The sequence below is a fragment of the Opitutia bacterium genome (assembly GCA_016217545.1).
Classification (GTDB): domain Bacteria; phylum Verrucomicrobiota; class Verrucomicrobiia; order Opitutales; family Opitutaceae; genus Didemnitutus.
The window spans coordinates 592,832-613,443 of sequence record JACRHT010000012.1 but is presented as its reverse complement, the minus strand read 5'-3'; the positions used below and the strand labels follow the sequence as shown (position 1 = coordinate 613,443).

Here is a 20,612-nt window from a genome sequence, read left to right as displayed (position 1 = left end):
CTTCTCGTGTGCGCCCTCGCTAGTTCGCTCATCGCCAGCCATACCGCGATCCTCGCCGCTGACTTTTCCTCGCTGCAACCCATTGCGGCCGTCGCGTCGACCACCCGCACCGCGCAAGGCGTCCAACTCACCGCCGCCGACGGCTCCACCGTCGCCGTGAGTCTCCTCGCCCCGGACCTCGTCCGCGTGCGCACCCTTTTCGCCGGGCAAAAGCCCGCGCTCGACCACTCCTGGGCCGTCGCCAAGACCGACTGGCCCGCCGTCCCCTTCCAGTTTTCCGAGGATGCCGCCGCCGTCACGCTCGCGACCGCCGAGCTGAAGGTCGTCATCATGCGCGACCCGCTCCTCATCGAATTCCGCGACGCCGCCACCGGCCGCGTCCTCAACGCCGACGCCCGCCCCATGGGCCGCGACCCGAAGACCGGCGCCGTCGGCGCCGCCAAGAAACTCGGCTACGAGGAGCATTTCTACGGCCTCGGCGAAAAAGCCGCCCGCCTCGACCGCCGCCGCGGCAAGTTCGTCATGTGGACCTCCGACACGCCCGGCTACGTAGAAGGCACCGACCCGATTTACCAGAGCATCCCGTTCTACGTCGGCCTCGAAGCCGGCGTCGCCTACGGCCTCTTCTACGACAACTCCTGGCGCTCCACCTTCGAGTTCGGCCACCTCACCCAGGAATCCGCCAACTACACCGCCGATGGCGGCGAGCTGAACTACTATTTCTTCGCCGGCCCATCCCTGAAGAAAGTCGTCTCCCGCTACACCGAGCTCACCGGCCGCATGCCGCTCCCGCCGCTCTGGTCGCTCGGTCACCAGCAAAGCCGCTACAGCTACTATCCCGACAAGCTCGTCGAACACATCGCCGACCAATACCGCGCGCACGACCTCCCGCTCGACGTGCTGCACTTGGACATCCACTACATGGACGGCTACCGCGTCTTCACGTGGGACAAGTCGCGCTTCCCCGACCCCGTCGCCCTCTCCCGCCGCCTCGCAGCCCAAGGCATCCGCCTCGTCACCATCGTCGACCCCGGCGTGAAATATCAGCCCGAAGGCGGCTACGCGCCCTACGACGAAGGCCTGAAAAACGACTTCTTCCTCAAACAGACCGACGGCTCCGTCTACGTCGGCGAAGTCTGGCCCGGCAAATCCGTCTTCGTCGACTACACCAAGGAAGCCGCCCGCCGCTGGTGGGGCGATTGGCACCGCACGCTCGTCGACGCCGGCGTCGCGGGCATCTGGACCGACATGAACGAGCCCGCCGACTTCCGCGACCCGTCCGGCAAGCTCCACGAAAACATCCGCTTCGACGACCTCGGCCAGCAGACGCCCTACAACGGCATGCGAAACACCTTCGCGCTGAACATGACCCGCGCGACCTACGAAGGCCTCCAACGCCTCAAGCCCAACGAGCGCCCTTTCGTCATCACGCGCGCCGGCTACGCCGGCATCCAGCGCTACGCCGTGAAGTGGACCGGCGACAACAACGCCACCTTCGCCTCCCTCTCGCTCAACGTCCCGATGTTCGCCTCGCTCGGTCTCAGCGGTGAGCCCTTCATCGGCGCCGACATCCCGGGATTCATCGGCCGCGGCGACGGCGAACTCCTCGCCCGCTCCTACCAGATCGCCGCCTTCTCGCCGTTCTTCCGCAACCACACCGCGATCGACAGCTACGACAAGGAGCCGTGGCGCTTCGGCCGCTACTACGAGGACATCGCGCGGAAGTTCATCAAGCTCCGCTACGCGCTCCTGCCCTTCATCTACACCACGATGGAAGAAGCCTCGCGCACCGGCGTGCCGCTCTTCCGCCCGCTCGTGCTGAATTTCCAAGCCGACGAAAACACCGCGACGATCGACGACCAATTCATGGTCGGCGACGCCCTCCTTGCCGCGCCCGTCACCCGCGCCGCCCAACGCGAACGCGAAGTCTACTTCCCCGCCGGCACCTGGTTCGACTACTGGACCGGCGCGCTCGTCCCCGGCGGCCAGATGCGCAGCGTCGCCGTGCCGCTCGACCACCTCCCGCTCTACGTCCGCGGCGGCTCGATCGTCCCGTCGACCATCGCGATGAGCCACACCGGCGAGAAGCCCTGGAACCCGCTCCGCTTCGACGTCTATCCCGACGCGCAGGGCGGCGCCGCCGGCTCGCTCTATGAGGACGACGGCCTTTCCCCCGCCTACCAAAAAGGCGCGCTGCGCCGCACCACGCTCACCTTCGCCAACCGCAAGCTCACGCTCAGCGCCGAAGGCGCGTTCCAGCCGGCCGCACGCGAGTTCGAAGTGGTCGTCCACGGCGTCACGGCGAACGCCGTGTTCGTCGACGGCAGCGCCCTGCCGGCCGACGCGTGGTCGCGCGGCGCGAACGACTCCGTCTCCCTCCGCCTCCCCGACACCGGCAAAGCCCGGGTCGTTGAATTCCGCTGAAACATGGAAGCGCCACCGAATTCCTGGCTCAACATCCGCGCCGCCGGCGTGCTCGCGCACGTCTCGTCGCTCCCCGGCGATTACGGCATCGGCAACCTCGGTGCCGGCGCCCGCAGCTTCGTCGATTTCCTCGCCGATTCCGGCGTCCGCTACTGGCAAATCTGCCCCATCGGCCCGACCGGCTTCGGCGACTCGCCTTACCAGCTCTTCTCCGGCCGCGCCGGCAATCCCTACTTCATCGACCTCGGCGAACTGAAGGAGGAAGGCCTCCTCACCGACACTGAACTCGTCCCGCTGCGCGCGTTGCCCGCCAGCCAGGTTTTCTACGGCGCGCTCTACGAACGCTTCTGGACCGCGCTCGCGAAGGCGAGCGACCGCTTCCTCGCCAGCGGCAAGGACGAGATCGACGCGATGGGTTCATTCAAGGAATTCCGCGCCGCCAACGCCGGCTGGCTCGAACCGTTCGCGGACTTCATGGCGTTGAAGTCGCACTTCCAGGGCCGCGCGTGGACCACGTGGCCGACCGAGCTGCGCCGCTGGACGCCGCAGCTGCGCGCGCTGTTCCCCGACGCCGTGAAGAAGGAGGTCGAGCGCCACGCGTTCTACCAATACGTCTTCTTCGGCCAATGGGACCGCCTCCGCCGCTACGCCGCCCGCCGCGGTGTCGGCATCATCGGCGACGTGCCGATCTTCGTCGCACTCGACAGCGCCGACACCTGGGCGCACCGCGAGGTCTTCCAACTCGACGCGGACGGCCAGCCCACCGTCGTCGCCGGCGTGCCGCCGGATTACTTCTCCGCCCTCGGCCAGCTCTGGGGCAATCCGCTCTACGATTGGGAATACCTGCGCGGCACCGGCTACGTGTGGTGGATCGATCGCCTGCGCGCCGCGTTCGAACTCTACGACATCATCCGCCTCGATCACTTCCGCGGCTTCGACACCTACTGGGAAATCCCCGCCGACGCACCCGACGCCCGCACCGGCCAGTGGCGCACCGGCCCGGGCGCGGCGTTTTTCGCCGCCATCCGCGTGGCGCTGCCCGATGCGAAGATCATCGCCGAGGATCTCGGCTACATCGGGCCCGGCGTCGTCGCGCTCCGTCGCGGCGCGGGCCTGCCCGGCATGAAGATCGTGCAGTTCGCCTACGGCCACGACGCCAACAACGCGAACCTCCCGCACTACTACCCGCCCGACAGCGTCGCCTACACCGGCACGCACGACAACGTCACCACGCGCGGCTGGCTCGAGTCGCTGGCCGAACCTTACGCGGGCAAAATCGCCGACTATTTCCAGCTGAACGGCAACGCGAAGTCCGCCTGGCCGATCATCCGCGCCACGCTGTCGACCGTCTCGCGCCTCGCCGTGATCCCGATGCAGGACCTGCTCGATCTCGGCGCCGAGGCGACCTTCAACCGCCCCGGCACGATGGACGGCAACTGGGTCTGGCGCTTCACCGCCGACGACCTCGCCAAATTGCGCGCCGACAAAGTCGCGACGTTGAAGCAGTGGATCCAGCTCTACGACCGCACCGGCGAGCGCCCCGTGCGCGACTACAGCGAGCCGCCCGCGCACTGAGCGCCTCCTCTTGTAGGAGCCTGCTTGCAGGCGACTCTTCAAGCATCGCCTGCCAGCAGGCTCCTACAAAAACCGATTTTCGCCCCCAACCCTGTTGTCCGAATGAAAGACCTCAAACCCCTCACCCTGCCCGCGATCTGGAACATGAGTTTCGGATTCTTCGGCATCCAATTCGGCTGGGGCCTGCAGATGGCCAACATGAGCGCCATCTACCAATATCTCGGCGCCTCCGAGGGCGACATCCCGATCCTCTGGCTCGCCGCGCCGCTCACCGGCCTGATTGTGCAGCCGATCATCGGCTACTACAGCGATCGCACGTGGCACAAGACGCTCGGCCGCCGCCGTCCGTATTTCCTCGTCGGCGCGATCCTCGCCAGCCTCTGCCTTCTCGCGATGCCCAACTCCGGCGCGCTTTGGATGGCCGCGGGCCTGCTCTGGATTCTCGACGCGTCGGTCAACGTCAGCATGGAGCCGTTCCGCGCCTTCGTCGCCGACCTCATGCCGCCGCACCAGCGCCAGGTCGGTTTCGCGATGCAGAGCCTCCTCATCGGCCTCGGCGCCGTGCTCTCCTCCTCGCTTCCTTGGCTGCTGACCCAGCTCGGCGTGACGAACGACGTCGCGCATGCCGGCGCCATCCCGCAGTCCGTGCGGTTGGCGTTCTACATCGGCGCGGGCGTCTACCTGCTTTCCGTGCTCTACACCATCGTCACCACGAAGGAGCACCCGCCTGAGGTGGACGACGCGGCGAAGAGCGGCACGGCCGCGGCGCCGATGGGCTTCGTCAGCGAGATTCTTCACGGCATCTCGAACATGCCGCACGTCATGCGCCGCCTCGCCGTCGTGCAGTTCTTCACCTGGCTCGGCCTGTTCTGCATGTGGATCTATTTCAGCCCCGCGGTCGCGCACGGCGTCTTCGGCGGCAGTCCCGGTTCGCCGGAATACCAGCGCGGCATCGAGTGGGGCGGCGTGTGCTTCGCCACTTACAACGGCGTCGCCTTCGCGGTCTCGTTCCTCCTCGTCGCCCTCGCGCAACGCGGCGTGCCGGCCAAGGTCATGCATCGCATCGGCCTGCTCTGCGCCGGCGTTGGCCTGCTCTCCGTTGGCTTCGTGCACGAGCCGAAGCTGCTCATCGTCTCCATGCTGGGCGTCGGCATCGGCTGGGCGACGATCCTCTCGATGCCCTACGCGCTGCTCTCGAACTCCATCCCGCCCGCGCAGATGGGTTTCTACATGGGTGTATTCAACTTCTTCATCGTCCTCCCGCAAATCCTCGCCGCCACCGTGCTCGGTCCCGTCGTGCAACACCTGCTCGGCGGTCGCGCTGTCGCTGCCGTGATGGTCGGCGGTGCGAGCATGTTGATCGCCGCGCTCGCGCTCCAACGCGTCCCCGAAGCCGCCTCCACCGAGACGGTTTCCACGCTCTGATTCCAATCCGTTTTCCCGCCATGATTCGTCGCCACCTCCGCCTCGCCGCGCTCCACGCGGCTCTCGTCTCCCTCGTCTTCGCCGTCGCTGCGCCCGAGCGCGAAAAGCCCATCCCGAGCGCCATGCACACCGCCGTCGGCGTGCCAGCCTGGGCGCGCGGCAGCACGATCTACGAGATCAACGTCCGCCAGTATTCCGAGAGCGGCAAATTCTCCGCCGTCACCGCCGACCTCCCGCGCCTCAAGGCACTCGGCGTCGACATCCTCTGGCTCATGCCGATCCACCCGATCGGCGAGCTGAACCGCAAAGGCTCCCTCGGCTCCTACTACGCCGTGAAGGACTACAAGGCCGTGAGCCCCGAATTCGGCACCGAGCAGGACCTCCGCGACTTTGTCGACAGCGCGCACAAGCACGGCATGCGCGTCATCCTCGATTGGGTGCCCAACCACGTCTCGCCCGACAACGCCCTGACGAAGACGCACCCGGAATTCTTCTGGCGCGACGACAAAGGCAACCTCACGCCGCCCCACGGCTTCGACTGGACCGACGTCGTGCAGTTCGACTTCAACGCCCCCGGCCTGCTCGACTACCAAGCCGATGTTCTCCTCCACTGGGTGAAGAACTTCGGCATCGATGGCTTCCGTTGCGACGTCGCTTGGGGCTTGCCCACGCCGTTCTGGAACGGGGTAACCCAGCGCGTTCGCGCCGTGAAACCCGACGCCTTCTTCCTCGCCGAGGCCGAGCTGCCGCAGCAACAGGTCGCCGCCTTCAACGTCTCCTACGGTTTCGACCTGCACCACGCCATGAACGCCGTCGCGCAAGGCAAGAAAACCGCCAGCGGCATCGACGAGGCCTACGCGAAAATTCACGCCACCTTCCCGCGCGGCGGCGCGCTGATGGTTTTCACCAGCTCGCACGACGAAAACAGCTGGGCCGGCACCGAGTTCGACCGCATGGGCGCCGGCTACGCCCCGTTCGCCGTGCTGACCTTCCTCCTCGACGGCGTGCCGATGATCTACAACGGCCAGGAAATCAACCTCGACCGCCGCCTGCTCTTCTTCGAGCGCGACCCCATCGTCTGGCCGAAGGAAACGCACCCGACCGCCAAGCTCTACCAGGTGATGACGAAGCTCCGCCGCGAGAACGCCGCGCTGCACACCGGTTCGCCGATGCGCCGCCTCGACACGACGGACAACGCGACGTTCTACGTCGTCGAGCGCTCCGCCGGCGCGAAGAAGGTCGTGGGCATCTTCAATCTCACCGCGAAGGACTCGAAAGCCGACCTCTACGACGCCGCGCTCACCGGCAAATGGACCGACGCCTTCACCGGCGAGACGGTCGAGCTCAACGGCCTTGTGCCGCTCGACATGAAGGGCTGGCGCTACCGCGTGCTGGTCCAGTGATTTTGCCCCGCTGCGCAAACTGGCCGGCGGGGTAGCCGGCTGGCGGCGCGACGGTTCTGTGCATGCAACGGGCGTCGGCCTCGTGCCGACGCCCTCTTGTTTCTAGGGTGCGTCTTCAAATCGTCATTGCGAGGGGTCCCGCCGGGCGGGACGACGAAGCTACCGAGCGAAGCGACAGCATGACATCCAGCTGGATCGCCACGGCCCGCTCAGCGGGCCTCGCGATGACAAGGCATTTTGAAAACGAGCCTTAGCGCTCGAAAGCCGTCGCCGGATCGCTTGCCGACTCGCGGCTCTTGGCGGCTGGTGTCGGATCTTCCTTTTTCTGCGGCACTCCGTGCGTGAAATCCACGTGATCGTAGTAAACGGTCTTGGGTTGCTGATCCTGCTCCTTGCGGCGCGCGTCGAGCTGCGCGCGGAATTCCTGCGGCGTCATCCCCTTGTGCTGCTTGAACACGCGCGCGAAATACGCGGGGTCCGCGAAACCGCTCGCATAGGCGATCTCCGAAATCGTGAGCTTCGTCGTCTCGAGCGCGAGGATCGCGCCGTCGATGCGGATGCGTTGGATGTAGTGCGTGAGCCGCTCCTTTGTCTCGGTGTGGAAGAGGTGCGAGAGATAGTCCGCCGAGCACCCGAGCACCTCGGCGACGTGCTGCACGCTGAGGTCGGGGTTGGCGAATTGTTCGCGGACGAGGCACTTCGCCTGAAACACCTTGCCGATGTCGCTGTTCAGCTGGCCGGTGCCGGTCTCGACGATGTTGCGCATCAACCCGAGCAGCGCGAGCACGAGGCCCTGCAACACCGCGTCGCGCGCGGGCCCGTGCATGTTGTGCGTCGAGGCGATGCTGTTCGCGAGCGTGAGAAACACGTCGAGGTTCGGCGCGTCGAAGAACTCGATCACCTCGATGTCCGGCTTGCCCGGCTTGGCCTCGTGCGCGAGGTGGATGCTCAGCGTGTTGTTGTAGAAACCCGCGACGAGATTGCGGAACGACTCGCCGGGCGCCGCCCCGACCTTTTCGGCGTGCGGCACCCCGGCGGGGATCACGCACACTTCGTCCGGCGCGACGCGGAAGCTCTCCTTCGGAAAAATGAAGTCCGTCCAACCGCGCACGCCAATGAAGATCTCCGGGCGGTAGTGGTAGTGCATCCCGCGCTTGTTCTGCACGGGGCGCACCTCGTGCGGCACGCGCAACATGATGCGGTTGCGCTCGGCGAGGCGAATGGCGTGATCGAAGATCTGCCGCATCTCCGCACGGTTGTGCTGGCTCATCGAACGAGCCGCGAACAGGGCAGACGGAGCCGCGTTTTCGGACATGACCAGGGGTGCCAGGGTTAGATGCCCGCCAGCCAACGCGCTCTGTCCCGAAACACAAACGGAAACACCAGGCCACGCCGGGTGTATTGCCTAGGACGGACGGCGAGCTTTGACGTCGGGAGCGAGTGGCCTACGGTGCGCCTTGAATGATCGCCACTGACCACGAAATCGAAGCCGAGGCCGAGCGCCTGTTTCGCGCGCTCATGCACGTGGATTGCGAGCCGGGTCGCGTCTGGAACTACGACGCCTGCCGCCGCATCGCGCCGCTCACGCTCGAGATCAACCGGCTGAAAAAGGAGAAAGACGCCGTCATCCTCACGCATTCCTACGTCGAGCCGGAGATCATCTACGGCGTGGGCGATTTCAAGGGCGACTCCTACTTCCTCAGTCTGAAAGCCAAGGAGTCGCGCGCGAAGGTGATCGTGTTCGCCGGCGTCGTCTTCATGGGCGAAACCGCGAAAATCCTCTCGCCCGATGCCACCGTCGTCGTGCCCGATCGCGGCTCCGGCTGCTCGCTCGCCGACTCGCTCACCGGCGACCAGTTGCGCCAGCTGAAGGCCGCCTACCCAGACGCCGCCGTCGTCTGCTACATCAATTCGACTGCCGACGTGAAAGCCGAGTCCGACGTCTGCGTCACTTCCGGCAATGTCTACGATATCGTTGCCCAGTTGCCCCAGCGGCGCATTCTCTTCGTGCCCGATCGCCTCATGGGCGAAAACATCCGCGCCGAACTGAAGCGTCGCGGTGTCGACAAGGAGATCATCACGTCCGACGGCACCTGCATCGTGCACGACGAGTTCACGCCCGCCGACATCGCCGACGCCCGCGCGCGCTTTCCCGGCCTCAAGGTCGTCGCGCATCCCGAATGCGAACCCGAGGTCGCCGCGCTCGCCGATTACGTCGGCAGCACCGGCGGCATGATGAAATACGTGAAGAACACACCCGCACCGTATTTCCTCATGCTCACCGAATGCGGCCTCGTCGGCCGCCTGCAGGTCGAGGCGCCCGAGAAGCACTTCATCGGCGGCTGCCGCCTCTGTCCCTACATGAAACTCAACTCGCTCGAGAAAATCCGCGATGCCCTCGCCGCCCCGCGCCCGGATCAAATCATCACGCTCGACGAAAACCTGCGCCGCCGCGCCCTGCGCAGCATCGAACGGATGTTCGAAATGGCGGGGACCCCTGCAGTCGGCTGAGAGTCTAGAGCTAAGAGTCCAGAGCCGGCAGCCTCCGTCTCTAGACTCTTAGCTCTCAGCTCTAGACTTTTCCCATGCTCACTCCCCGCACCGATCACCTCATCGACCTCGCGCTCGAGGAAGACGCCGGCCTCGGCGACGTCACCAGCCGCGCGATCTTCCCGGCGGCGCACCGCAGCCGCGGCGCGATCGACGCCAAGCAGGACCTCGTCCTCTGCGGTCTCGAAGTCGCCGCGCGCGTCTTCGCGAAGGTCGATCCCGCGTTGAAGACCAAGCTCCTGGCGCGCGACGGCGACCGCGTGAAGAAGGGCGCGATCGTTCTCCGCGTCGAAGGCCCGACCGCGGCGATGCTCACCGCGGAGCGCACCGCGCTGAATTTTCTCCAACGCCTCACCGGCATCGCCACGCAGGCGCGGCGCTATGCCGATGCCGTGGCGGGCACCGGCGTGCGCGTCGTCGACACCCGCAAGACCACGCCCGGCTGGCGCGCCCTCGAAAAATACGCCGTGCGCACCGGCGGTTGTTTCAACCACCGCAGCTCGCTCGGTGAACACGTCCTCATCAAAGACAACCATATCGCCGCCGCCGGCTCGCTCACGCGTGCGGTCGAGCTCTGCCGCGCCGCCGCGCCCCACGGCGCGAAAATCGAAGTCGAAGCCAAGACGCTCGCCGAGGTGAAGGAAGCGCTGCGCGCCCGCGCCGAAATTATCCTCCTCGACAACATGACACCGACGCAGGTGACCGCCGCCGTGAAGGAAATCGCCGGCCGTGCGCTCGTGGAAATTTCCGGCGGCGTGAAGTTCGACACGCTCCGCGCCTACGCCCAACCCGGCGTGAACGTCATCAGCATCGGCGCGCTCACTCACTCTGCAATCGCCGCCGATCTCAGCCTCGACGTGCAGCCCGCCAGCAAAAGGTAGGGCGAATCCTCCGGATGAGCCGCGGCTCGTCGGGACGACTCGCCCTACCCATTTAAACCAGATGAAAACCATCGAAACAGACTGCCTCGTCCTCGGCGCCGGCCTCGCCGGTTCGGCCTACGCGTTGCACGCGGCGCGCGCGGGGCTGCGCGTTGAACTCCTCTCGCTCGCGGAGCCGCTGGTGGCGAACAGCGACTGGGCGCAGGGCGGCATCATTTACGGCGCGGGCACCGATCCGGAGCAGCTCGCGCGGGACATCCTCGAAGCGAGCGCGGGCACGGCGAATCCCGCGGCCATCGAACAACTCGTGCGCGAGGGTCCTTCCGCCGTGAAGGAGCTGTTGTTGGACGAACTGCGCGTCGATTTTGACCGGCGGCCGGATGGTGAACTGGATTTCACGCGCGAGGGCGGTCACCACGAGCGACGCATCATTCACACGCGCGACACCACCGGTCACTCGATCCTCGCGGCGGTCGCGGCGAAGGTCGACGCCACGCCCGGCATCACACGGCGCAGCGGACACGTGGCGGTCGACCTGCTCACGCTCTCTCACAACGCGGCCGATCCCGCGCACCGCTACGAGCCGTTGACCTGCTTCGGCTGCTACGCGCTCGACACGGCGAGCGGAGAGGTGATCGCGATCACCGCGCGGAAGACGATCCTCGCGACGGGTGGCCTCGGCGGAGTTTATCTGCACACGACGAACCAGCCCGGCAGCGTCGGGCACGGTGTGGCGATGGCGTATCGCGTGGGAGCGCGCGTCATCGATCTCGAATACGTGCAGTTTCACCCGACGGTCTTCTTCCCGCGCGACGGTGCGCCGTTCCTCATCACCGAGGCGCTGCGCGGCGAGGGCGCGGTGATCGTCGACGCACGCGGCCGGCGGTTCATGGACAAGGTCCATCCGCTCGGTTCGCTGGCGCCGCGCGACATCGTCGCGCGTGCAATCAGCCAGCACCTCGCGGCGACGGGCGATGCGTGTGCGTTTCTCGATCTGTCGGCGCTGAAGCCGGAGTTCATCCGCGAGCGTTTCCCCGCGATCCACGCGCGCTGTCTCGCGGCCGGCATCGACATCACGCGCGAGCGCATTCCGATCGTGCCGGCGGCGCATTTCTCCTGCGGCGGCGTGCACACGGATTTGCAGGGCCGCACGAACGTGCGCGACCTGAACGCCATCGGCGAGACGGCCTGCACCGGCCTGCACGGCGCGAACCGCCTCGCGAGCACGTCGCTGCTCGAGTGCCTCGTCAGCGCGCGGGCTGCGGCTGCGGCGGATATCGCGGAGCTGGAAAAAGCAAAGTTGCTCATTAGGAACTTTGACGCGGATGCTCCGAGGGAAAAGTTGTCCATTAAGAACTTCGCCCGGCCCACGGCGCGCGAGTGGCGGAGTCCGGCGAAGGTGGCTGATCCGCTGCTGTTGCAGCAGGACCTGCATCAGATCCGGCAGACGATGTGGAATTACGCGGGCATCATCCGGTCGCCGCGCCGGCTGGCGCGGGCGCGGCGCATCCTGCTGGAGTTGCGCGAGGACATCCAGGCGTTCTATCGCGACTGCCGGCCGAGCCGGGAGCTAATCGAGCTGCGCAATGCGGTGCAGACCGCGTTGCTGGTCGTGCACGCCGCGTCGCTGAATCCGGTGAGCAAGGGCTGTCACTACGTCGCGGAGGAGAGCTGAGGTGTCGCCGGCAAAGTAACCTATTAGGTTACTTTGCCGAAGGACGGACGTGACAACGGTGCGTGCGAGAAGGGCGGTTGGGGGCAACCGCCCCTACCCATGAAAGAGCCGGCCTTGGCGGGCCGGCTCGGAAGAAGTCGTCGGGATTGCCGCGGTTTGCGCGGCGATGTCCGCGATGGCGACGGAAGGACTCAGCTCTTCTTGGCGCGGCTGGTGAGCCAGAGCATGAGGCCGCCGAAGAGCGCGAAGATCACGCCCCACGTCAGGTTCACGTTTTGGCCGAGCGAGTGTTTGGCGTAGATCGCGGGATCGGCCATGAGGCCGTAGCCGACGAGGATGAGGCCGAGGGCGAGGAAGAGCAGCCCCATGGGCAGGCGAACGTCGAGTTGTTGCATGGTCGGATGGGGTTGAGCGTTACCAGAAGATGATGTTCAGGAGGACAGTGAGGCCGAGGACGATGACGCCCAGCGTGGCGGGGCGCGCATACCAGGGCGTCTCGTGGTGATCGACGACCTTCTCGGTGAGCGAGTAGACGAGGCCGCGGAGTTCGTTGTCGGTGCGGTTGGGCGTCGTCGCGAGCGAGATGAAGATCGTGCCGAGGAAGCACCCGCTGAAGGCGCAGATCGCCATCCAGAAGTTCTGCGCCATCGAGCTGGCGAAGGTGTAGTGGACGCCCATCCATCCGCCCTTGAGGATCGAGGCGGTCTCGCCGACGGGGAGCGTGTTGCCTTGGAAAATCGCGGCGGAGATCGTGCCGATCAGCAGACCGAAGAAGGCGCCGTGGCCGGTCGCGCGTTTCCAGAACATGCCGAGCAGGAAGATGGCGAAGAGCGGCGCGTTCACGAAGCCGAACACCAGCTGGAGCATGTCCATGATGTTATTGAATTTCGCGGCGGCATAGGCGCAGACGGCGCTGATGAGCAGGCCGACGATCGTCGTGATGCGGCCGACCTTGATCAGGTGCGCGTCGGAGGCGTCGGGCTTGAACCAGCGTTGATAGAGGTCGTAGGTCCAGACCGTGTTGAAGGCCGTGACGTTGCCGGCCATGCCGGACATGAACGAGGCCATCAGCGCGGTGAGGCCGATGCCGAGCATGCCGTTGGGGAAGTATTTCGCGAGCATGGCGGGCACGACCATGTTGTAGTCGGGATTGCCGTCCGCGCCAGTGGGCAACGCGATCTGCGCGGTGCCGCCCTTGTGGTAGAGGGCGATGGCGAGCATGCCGGGGAGAATGACGAGCGCGGGGAACATCATCTTCGGAATCGCGGCGATGAGCGGCGTGCGGCGCGCGGAGTTCATGTCCTTGGCGGCCATGGCGCGCTGGATGACGAGGAAGTCCGTGCACCAGTAGCCGAACGAGAGCACGAAGCCCAGGCCGGCGATCATGCCGAACCACTCAATGCCGATCGGATTCGCGGACGGACTGCCCATCGGGGCCCACGAATGGCTCCAGGCGCCCGGCATGCCTTTCGTTTCGGAGTAGGCGCCGAGTTGCTTCATGAGGCCGTCCCAGCCGCCGATGTCCTGCAGGCCGAGGATGACGAGCGGCAGGAAGCCGAGCACGATGAGGAAGAATTGGAGAACCTCGTTGTAGATCGCGGAGGTGAGACCGCCGGTGTAGATGTAGACGAGGACGATGGCGCTCGAGATGAAGATGCACGCGTCGAAGTTCCAGCCGAGGATCGCGTTGAGGAGCTTCGCGAGGGCGAACATCGAGATGCCCGAGGAGAAGACCGTCATTACCGCGAAGGAGAGCGCGTTGAACGTGCGGGTCTTTTCGTCGAAGCGGAGCTTGAGGTATTCCGGGACGGAGCGGGCCTTCGAGCCGTAGTAGAACGGCATCATGAAAATGCCGACGAACACCATCGCGGGAATCGCGCCGACCCAGTAGAAGTGCGAGGTCGCGATGCCGTATTTCGCACCGGAGGCGGCCATGCCCATGACTTCCTGCGCGCCGAGATTGGCGCCGATGAAGCCGAGGGCGCAGATCCACGCGGGGAGCGAGCGGCCGGATTCGAAGAAGTCGGTCGATGTCTTCAGGTGCTTGCGCAGCACCCAGCCGATGCCGAGCACGAAGGCGAAGTAGATGGCCAGGATCGCATAGTCGACACCGGCGAGTTGGAGCACGACGCCACCGGCGGATGCCGACGACGCGCTGCCTCCGGTGGAGGCGAGGAACAAGGGCAACAGGGTCATGGGGAGAAAATCGCTAACGGGGCCGAATCAGGAGCGCCGGGGTCAAGCGCCACGATGCGTGCAACGTGGCAGGTGCGGCGGCGTGCGCCAACCGCAATCTGGGATCGTGACACTCGTGACGGGCGCGGGTGGACGGGAGGACATTCGGGGGCGCGGGCCGGGAAGGTAACAGCCCGCGCGCTGGTCAAGAATCCCTCATTCGAGGGAGAACGGCAGGATGGTGCGGCTCAGTTGGCCGAGCGCACGTAGGTCTGGATCGCGCGCGCCGGGATCTGGCAGGCGACTGTTTCGCCGGCGACGGCGAGCTGGAACGTCGCGGGCGCGGCGGTCTTGTTCATCACGATCGTGGCGACGGAGCCGTCGGGGTTCTGGAAAGCGATCGTGTCGAGGGCGGCCGGGCCGCCGGCGGAGGCGATGCGGTGCGCGCCGGGCTTCACGAACTTCGAGAAGTGCCCGATGTAGTAGAACGCGGCGCTGTAGCGGACTTCCTTGGTGTTCACGTCGACGATGATGGGGGCGTCGCAGAAGTTGCCGACGTGGTTGGGGCCGCCGCGCTGGTCGAGGACGATGTTCCAGTCGATGTAGCCACCGACCCAGTTCTTGAAGTCGCCGATCATCTGCGTGGCGTAGCCTTCGCCGTGCTCCCAGACGCCGAGCTTGTCGCCGCCTTCCCAGCAGCCTTCGGTGAAGAGCAGCGCCTTGTCGGGATAGCGCGCGTGGACGCGCGCGGAGGCTTCGAAGTCTTCGCTCACATACCAGTGCAGGCCGAGGCCCCAGAGGTATTTTGCGCAATCCGGATCGCCGAGCATGGCGTCGGCGCGGGCTTCCATGCGGTCGCGGTTATGGTCCCAGCCGAGGAGCTTCACTTTGCCGAGGAGGCCGGCTTTCTCGAAGGCGGGCCCGAGGTGGTTTTTAACGAAGTCGCGTTCCTGCTCGGGCGTGAAGAGGCAGGATTCCCAGCGCTGTTTGGCTTCGGGTTCGTTTTGGACGGTGAAGGCCCAGATGGGGAAGTTTTCTTCCTTCTGCATCGCTTGGACGAACTTCACGTAGAAGTTGGCCCACGGCGCGGCGAAGTCCCAGCGGAGTTCGCCGCCGTCGTCGGCGCGGACGTTGTTCTTCATCCACGCGGGCGGCGCCCACGGCGAGACGAGGAGCTTGAAGTTGGCGTCGCCGCCGGCGGCCTTGCGAGCGTCCTGTAGGAGCGGCATGAGCCATTTGCGCATCGGCTCGAGGGTGAAGGCGTGGAGGTCGTAGTCGTGCGGGACGTCGTCGAGCGACCAGATGTTGAGCGAGAAGTCGCACGAGTTCATGTGCGTGCGGCCGAGGGTGTAGCCGATGCCGTCCTTCGGGTCGTAGTAACGGCGGATGACTTCGAGGCGTTTGTCGGCGGGCAGCTGCGCGAGCACCCACGCGGACGACTCGGTGAGCGCGCCGCCGAAGCCGATCATTTCCTGGTAACGCTGCGCGGTGTCGACCTTGAGCGCGTCGGCGGAAGCGGCGGCGGCCTTGGCCGGAGCGGCGATGGGCGCGAGGCGGTGGGAGTTGTCGCGGGCGGTCTCGACGACCGTCCAGGTGGCGGCGCGGGCTGAAGTGAGCATGAGGGCGGCGAGCGCAGCGGCGCTCGCAGAGCGGATGACGGTTGAGGAACGCATGGGAATCAGGGACTAAATTCAGGAGACGGTTGCGGCCGCGTCGGAGGGGGCGGCTTTGCGGGCGGCGAGGTCGCGCTCGATCTGTTTCACGGTCGGTTCGTCGAGTTTGTAGAAGAAGATGGCGAGACCGCTGAGCAGCGCGAAGGTGCCGGGCAGCACGGCGAAGACGAGGTAGATGCCGGTGATGGCGCGCGGGGTCTGCACGGCGTTGGCGACGTAGCCGTAGTAGCTGAGGAGCCAGCCGAGCAGCGCGGTGCCGAGGGCGAGGCCGACTTTTTGCGCGAGCACGGCGGCGGAGAAGACGAGGCCGGTGCTGCGGCGGCCGAACTTCCATTCGCCGAAATCGGCGGTGTCGGCGTAGAACGACCAGACGATCGCGGGCGTCGGGCCGGCGACGAAGGAGGCGAAGATGTTCAGCCCGGCGAGGACGGCGAGATTGTGCGGGTCGACGACGAAGAACGCGGCCATCGCGAGCGCGTTGAGGATCGTGAGCGCGATCATCAGCGGGCGGCGGGCGAAGAAGCGCAGGAAGAGTTTCGTGCTGAGCGAGCCGATGATGAACGCGAGGCCGCCGGCGAAGTTGTAGAGGCCGAGGCCGGACGAGGAGATTTTCAGGAACGCGAGCACGCGCGCGAAAGGCCCGAAGAATTCGTCGAAGCCGCGCAGGGCGTCGTCACCGACGACGTATTTGAAATAATAGACGGTGGCGCCGGAGCGGAGGCCAACGTTGGCGAGCGTGAGGAAGCCGGCGAAGAACAGGATCAGCCAGGGAATGTTGCGCGAGAGGTCGCGGAGGTCGGTGGCGACGGATTGTTGCGCGCTGACCGGGGCGGCGACGCGCTCGCGGGTGTTCCAGAAGGTGTAGAGGAACATCGCGACGGAGATGACCGCGAAGACGGCCATCATGTTGCGGAAGCTGTCGGCTTCGGTGGCGCCGAAGTGGTCTTTGAGAAACGGCACGTAGGTTCCGATGATCAGGCCGCCGGTGAAGGCGCACGCGAAACGATAGGCGGAGAGGCCGGTGCGCTCTTCAGACGAGGGCGACATGACGCCCATGAGCGCGGAGTAGGGCGTGTTGATCGTCAGGTAGGCGATGAGCGTGGCGGCGTAGGTGACGTAGGCGAAGCCGACCTTGGCGCTCGGGCTGAGCGCGGGGTTGGAGAACATCACGTAGCCGCAGATGCCGTAGGGAATCGCTGCCCAGAGGAGATACGGGCGGAATTGGCCCCAGCGCGTGTGTGTGCGGTCGGCGAGCAGGCCGATCAGCGGGATGAGCCACGAGACGAGGGAGGGCACGAGGCCGGCGACGCTGCCGGCGGTGCCGGGCGTCAGGCCGAAGACGTCAGTGTAGTAATAGACGAGGAATCCGTTGAAGAGCGCGAAGTAGAAATTCGACGCGGTATCGCCGAGACCGTAGGCGAGTTTTTCACGGAAGGAGAGACGTTCAGGGACGGACGACACGAGGGAGCGAGGTTAGGGGTTGACGCTAACAGCGGAGCGCGCCGCGCGCTGTGCCGTGGTTGCAATTTCCCGCGCGTGCGTGGGCGAGATGTTGCGGAGCCGTCCCGGGCTCGCGATGTTTTTGCGCGAATGGTGCATAAAAAAGCGCGCACCGAAATCGAATCGGTGCGCGCGAGGAAACGATCAGCGGACGCGGCTCACAGTTTCTGCGAATAGGTGAGCGAGAAGCGCCGCGGAGCCTGAGCAATGAAGCCGTAGTAGTCGGTGTTGTTGGTCAGGTTGTCGATGTTGAGCTGTAGCGAGGCGTCGTGGCCGCGCATCTTGAACTCGTAGCGCGCCATGCCGTTCCAGACGGTCTTGGCCTTCGAGTTCAGGAAGATGACGTTGCCCTTCGAGTCCTTCGGCTGGCTGAAGTAGGTCGGGTAGATGACGCCCGAACCGGTGTGCACGACGCCGGCGCCGAGGGAGAAGCCCTTGAACGCGCTGGCCTTCGGGAACTGGTAGTTCACCCAAGCGGAGCTCTGGCTCTTCGGAGTGTCGTCGAGCGTGAGGCCGTTGCCGAACGAGATGTGCGTCGAGGTGTCGGTGGGGTCGGTGAAGCGCTTCGAGGCAGCGGTGCCGCCGTCAGCCCAATCGATCGGCGCATACCAGATCGCCCAGCGATCCTGCGGGTAAGGATACTTGGCCCACGCGGAGGCGTTGAGCACAGTCTTTTCGATGGTCGAATACGACAGCGCGATCTGGAGGTTGTCGGTCGGCGAGAGCAGGACTTGCGCGTCCCAGCCTTCGGAGCGATCGGAGCCGAGCGGGACGGAGCGGCCGCCGGTGGGTCCCGGGGGCGAGGCGCCGTTGTAGTCGACCGTCGCGTTGTTGGTCAGGTTGTCGAAGCTGTAGATCCAGCCCCACCAGCCCGTGGAGTTGGTGCTGATGGCGTTGGCGAACACGGCGTCCATGAGCGCGGCACCGGTCGTGGAGGAGGCGTTGACATACCAGTTGGTGTTACCGGCGGAGTTGGTCGCTTGGTAGACGGAGCCGGCGGCGACAGCGGCATTCCACTGGGCGGTGGAGGCGACGACGGCGGCGTTCCAGCCGTTGTTGGTCGGATTCAGGTCGTTGACCTGATAAACGATGTTCTTGTCCGGCTTGAAGTAGGACGTGCCGGAAGCGGTGGGCGCCCACCAGATGCCGCCCGGGTTGCCGATGCCGACGCGGGTGCGGGTGATCTGGAACTTGGAGATGGTGCCGGAGACTCGGCCGTTGAAGAGGTCGAACTTGAGGCCGATTTCCTTATCCTCGCCGAGGGCGGCTTTGATGACGTTGCCGTTGAAGTCCTTTGCGCCGTCGTAATTCGGCAGGCTGGACTCGGCCTTCATCGCGTAGAGCGAGAGGCTGCCGCTGCGGGTGAGGCGAACGTCGATGCCGTATTGGTAGGTCGTGTCCTTGCTCGGCTCGCCGTATTGCTCGACGGGTTTCTCGTCGTAGCCCTGATTGTGGCCGACGTTGCCGGCGCCCCATTGCGGGTTGTAGTGCCAGAATTTATTCCAGCTGCGATCCTTGCGGACACCGGCGATGAGCGTGACCCACTCGTCGAGGAGTTTGCCTTGGTAGACGGCGTAGAGGGCGGAGTCCTTCGTCTTCTGGATCTGGTGGAAGAGGTCGACCATGGCGTGGTCTGCGGAACCGTCGGCCTGTTTGCCGGCCTTGAAGGGCGAGCTGTCGGCCGGGCTCTTGAACATGTTGCGGTTATACGGGGTGCCGCGGATGACGTTTTCGTAGCTCTCGCTGGTGTAGTTCAGGCCGGCGAGGAAGGTGTTCTCCATCTTGAACCACTTGGAGGTCTCGAAGAGGTCGAGCTTGTAGGTGAGGTCGGCGCGGATCTGCTCGTGTTTGTCGTCCTCGGTGGAGGCGTTCCATTGGTAGCCGATGGTGGCCGGCTGGGGACCGGTCGGGATGCCGCTTTGGCCGGTGACGAGCGGAACGTAGACGATGTTGGCGATGGCCCACGCGGGCGTGGACGTGCCGGGCGTCTGGAGCGAGGCGGAGACGTCGAGCTGGTCGTAGCTGAACTTCGAGTTGTTGTAGCCGACGTTGAAGTAGAGGTTCTCGGCGAGCTTTTGCTCTAGTTTGAACAGGACGTTCCAGGCCTTGCTGTCGTTGAAGGTGTCGGGGCCGCTCCAGCGGAATTCCTTCGGGTTGCGGCCGGCGGGCGTGAGGAAGCCGCCGTTGTAGCCGTCGGAGCTGTTCACGAAGCCGGTCGGCACGGCGCGGATGTTCTGGAAGCCGATGCCGCTGCGGTTCTGCTTACCGAACTCGGTGTCGAAGGTGATCTTCGTGTCCTTGAACGGCTGCCAGGTGACGATCGGCGCGACGAAGTAGTGGTTCTCTTTCTTGTAGTCGGTGTAATCGTCGGTGCGCTGGTAGGCGGCGGTGAGGCGGTAATCGACCGTGTCCGAGACCGGACCGGTGTAGTCGATCGTGCCGCGCATCAGGTTGTAGCTGCCATACTCGAAGGAGACTTCGCCGCCGCTCTTCTTGCTCGGCTGCTTGACGAGGTAGTTCACCACGCCGCCGAAGTTACCGACGCCGTAAAGGAGCGAGGACGGGCCGCGGATGACTTCGACGCGGGCGAGATTGACCGAGTCGGTGGAGTTCTGGCGGCGGAAGCCGTCGCGCAGCGAGGCTTCAGTGAGGAAGCCGCGGATCTTCACGCGCGATTGGTCGGCGGTGGCGGTGCTGCCTTCGGGATTGTTGATGCGGCCGGGCGTCGTCGCGGCCCAGCCCTGCGTGGTGCCCCAGTCGTTTTGCGACTGCAGCTGGATGCCGGCGCTGTAGCGGAGCGTTTCGCGCAGGTCCTTCGAGCCGGTGTCGCGGATGAATTTCTCCGTGATCACCTCGATGGGCATCGGGAGGTCCTTGATCGGAGTGTTCAGGCGCGTGCCGGAAGTGGTGTTGGTGGCTTTGTAGCCATTATCCTTGTCCGTCGTGACGGTGAACGGAGAGAGGACGACGGCTTCGTCTTCGGTCTTCTTGGCGGCGGGAGCCGCGGTGTTGTCCGTCGCCGCCGCTTGGGCCTGAGCAAAGCTCGGGGCCGAAGCGATCAGCAGCGCGGCCAAACACGATTTGAATCCGACGTCGCGGATTGGGTTCAGCTTGGGGTGCATGATGGAGCAGAGTTGAGGTCGTGCCTGCTACCGCCGGAATCCGGCTTCGCACGGGCCGCGCCTGAGCGGGGCGGCGAGGCGGAGTGGGGATGACAGCGGGGACAGCATCGGTTCGGGGAGGGTGAGCCGACGGGCGAATTGCAATTGTGTTGTGCGGTTTGGTCAACAGTAATGTGCACAAAGTATTGCGCAAATTTGCCGAACATTAA

13 protein-coding genes are annotated in these 20,612 nt (G+C 65.5%); 7 read left to right on the top strand and 6 right to left on the bottom strand.

Going from position 1 to position 20,612, the window contains the following annotated elements:
• Positions 1-6 precede the first annotated feature (6 nt).
• From HZA32_09485 to HZA32_09470, 4 genes are all read left to right on the top strand, one after another.
• Positions 7-2,424, top strand: a complete 2,418-nt coding sequence (locus HZA32_09485; protein MBI5424312.1) for a glycoside hydrolase family 31 protein — start codon at positions 7-9, stop codon at positions 2,422-2,424.
• Between the two features lie 3 nt (positions 2,425-2,427).
• On the top strand, positions 2,428-3,999 hold the full coding sequence (malQ, locus tag HZA32_09480) for a 4-alpha-glucanotransferase (protein MBI5424311.1): 1,572 nt from the start codon (positions 2,428-2,430) through the stop codon (positions 3,997-3,999).
• 102 nt (positions 4,000-4,101) lie between these two features.
• The gene (locus HZA32_09475; protein ID MBI5424310.1) at positions 4,102-5,424 is read left to right on the top strand and encodes an MFS transporter; all 1,323 of its coding nucleotides are present in this window, start codon (positions 4,102-4,104) and stop codon (positions 5,422-5,424) included.
• Between the two features lie 20 nt (positions 5,425-5,444).
• Complete coding sequence (locus HZA32_09470) at positions 5,445-6,827, top strand: alpha-amylase (GenBank protein ID MBI5424309.1); 1,383 nt, start codon at positions 5,445-5,447, stop codon at positions 6,825-6,827.
• A 250-nt stretch (positions 6,828-7,077) separates the two neighbouring features.
• Here the strand turns inward: HZA32_09470 and HZA32_09465 are convergent, their stop codons facing one another.
• On the bottom strand, positions 7,078-8,142 hold the full coding sequence (locus HZA32_09465; protein MBI5424308.1) for an AraC family transcriptional regulator: 1,065 nt from the start codon (positions 8,140-8,142) through the stop codon (positions 7,078-7,080).
• A gap of 146 nt (positions 8,143-8,288) precedes the next feature.
• Between HZA32_09465 and nadA the strand changes: the two genes are divergently transcribed.
• The 3 genes from nadA to HZA32_09450 all read left to right on the top strand — a co-directional run bounded on the left by nadA (position 8,289) and on the right by HZA32_09450 (position 11,933).
• Positions 8,289-9,338 carry a quinolinate synthase NadA gene (gene nadA, locus HZA32_09460; GenBank protein ID MBI5424307.1) on the top strand — a complete coding sequence of 350 codons (1,050 nt, stop codon included), beginning with the start codon at positions 8,289-8,291 and terminating at the stop codon, positions 9,336-9,338.
• Between the two features lie 74 nt (positions 9,339-9,412).
• A complete protein-coding gene (gene nadC, locus HZA32_09455; protein ID MBI5424306.1) occupies positions 9,413-10,258 on the top strand; it encodes a carboxylating nicotinate-nucleotide diphosphorylase in 846 nt (281 codons plus the stop codon).
• A 61-nt stretch (positions 10,259-10,319) separates the two neighbouring features.
• Positions 10,320-11,933, top strand: coding sequence for an FAD-binding protein (locus HZA32_09450; protein ID MBI5424305.1), 1,614 nt, complete (start codon positions 10,320-10,322; stop codon positions 11,931-11,933).
• 191 nt (positions 11,934-12,124) lie between these two features.
• Here the strand turns inward: HZA32_09450 and HZA32_09445 are convergent, their stop codons facing one another.
• The 5 genes from HZA32_09445 to HZA32_09425 form a co-directional block, all read right to left on the bottom strand.
• Positions 12,125-12,328 (bottom strand): hypothetical protein, encoded by a 204-nt coding sequence (locus HZA32_09445; GenBank protein ID MBI5424304.1) that lies wholly within the window; start codon positions 12,326-12,328, stop codon positions 12,125-12,127.
• A 19-nt stretch (positions 12,329-12,347) separates the two neighbouring features.
• Positions 12,348-14,129 carry a sodium:solute symporter family protein gene (locus HZA32_09440; GenBank protein ID MBI5424303.1) on the bottom strand — a complete coding sequence of 594 codons (1,782 nt, stop codon included), beginning with the start codon at positions 14,127-14,129 and terminating at the stop codon, positions 12,348-12,350.
• Between the two features lie 227 nt (positions 14,130-14,356).
• Complete coding sequence (locus HZA32_09435) at positions 14,357-15,781, bottom strand: glycoside hydrolase family 30 protein (GenBank protein ID MBI5424302.1); 1,425 nt, start codon at positions 15,779-15,781, stop codon at positions 14,357-14,359.
• 18 nt (positions 15,782-15,799) lie between these two features.
• Positions 15,800-17,242, bottom strand: a complete 1,443-nt coding sequence (locus HZA32_09430) for an MFS transporter (protein MBI5424301.1) — start codon at positions 17,240-17,242, stop codon at positions 15,800-15,802.
• Positions 17,243-17,439: 197 nt separating this feature from the next.
• A complete protein-coding gene (locus HZA32_09425; protein ID MBI5424300.1) occupies positions 17,440-20,403 on the bottom strand; it encodes a TonB-dependent receptor plug domain-containing protein in 2,964 nt (987 codons plus the stop codon).
• Positions 20,404-20,612 lie beyond the last annotated feature (209 nt).

Coding starts and splice junctions, on each gene's coding strand:
- malQ (MBI5424311.1), top strand. CDS start 2,428: ATGGAAGCGCCACCGAATTCCTGGCTCAACATCCGCGCCGCCGGCGTG.
- HZA32_09475 (MBI5424310.1), top strand. CDS start 4,102: ATGAAAGACCTCAAACCCCTCACCCTGCCCGCGATCTGGAACATGAGT.
- HZA32_09470 (MBI5424309.1), top strand. CDS start 5,445: ATGATTCGTCGCCACCTCCGCCTCGCCGCGCTCCACGCGGCTCTCGTC.
- HZA32_09465 (MBI5424308.1), bottom strand. CDS start 8,142: ATGTCCGAAAACGCGGCTCCGTCTGCCCTGTTCGCGGCTCGTTCGATG.
- nadA (MBI5424307.1), top strand. CDS start 8,289: ATGATCGCCACTGACCACGAAATCGAAGCCGAGGCCGAGCGCCTGTTT.
- nadC (MBI5424306.1), top strand. CDS start 9,413: ATGCTCACTCCCCGCACCGATCACCTCATCGACCTCGCGCTCGAGGAA.
- HZA32_09450 (MBI5424305.1), top strand. CDS start 10,320: ATGAAAACCATCGAAACAGACTGCCTCGTCCTCGGCGCCGGCCTCGCC.
- HZA32_09445 (MBI5424304.1), bottom strand. CDS start 12,328: ATGCAACAACTCGACGTTCGCCTGCCCATGGGGCTGCTCTTCCTCGCC.
- HZA32_09440 (MBI5424303.1), bottom strand. CDS start 14,129: ATGACCCTGTTGCCCTTGTTCCTCGCCTCCACCGGAGGCAGCGCGTCG.
- HZA32_09435 (MBI5424302.1), bottom strand. CDS start 15,781: ATGCGTTCCTCAACCGTCATCCGCTCTGCGAGCGCCGCTGCGCTCGCC.
- HZA32_09425 (MBI5424300.1), bottom strand. CDS start 20,403: ATGCACCCCAAGCTGAACCCAATCCGCGACGTCGGATTCAAATCGTGT.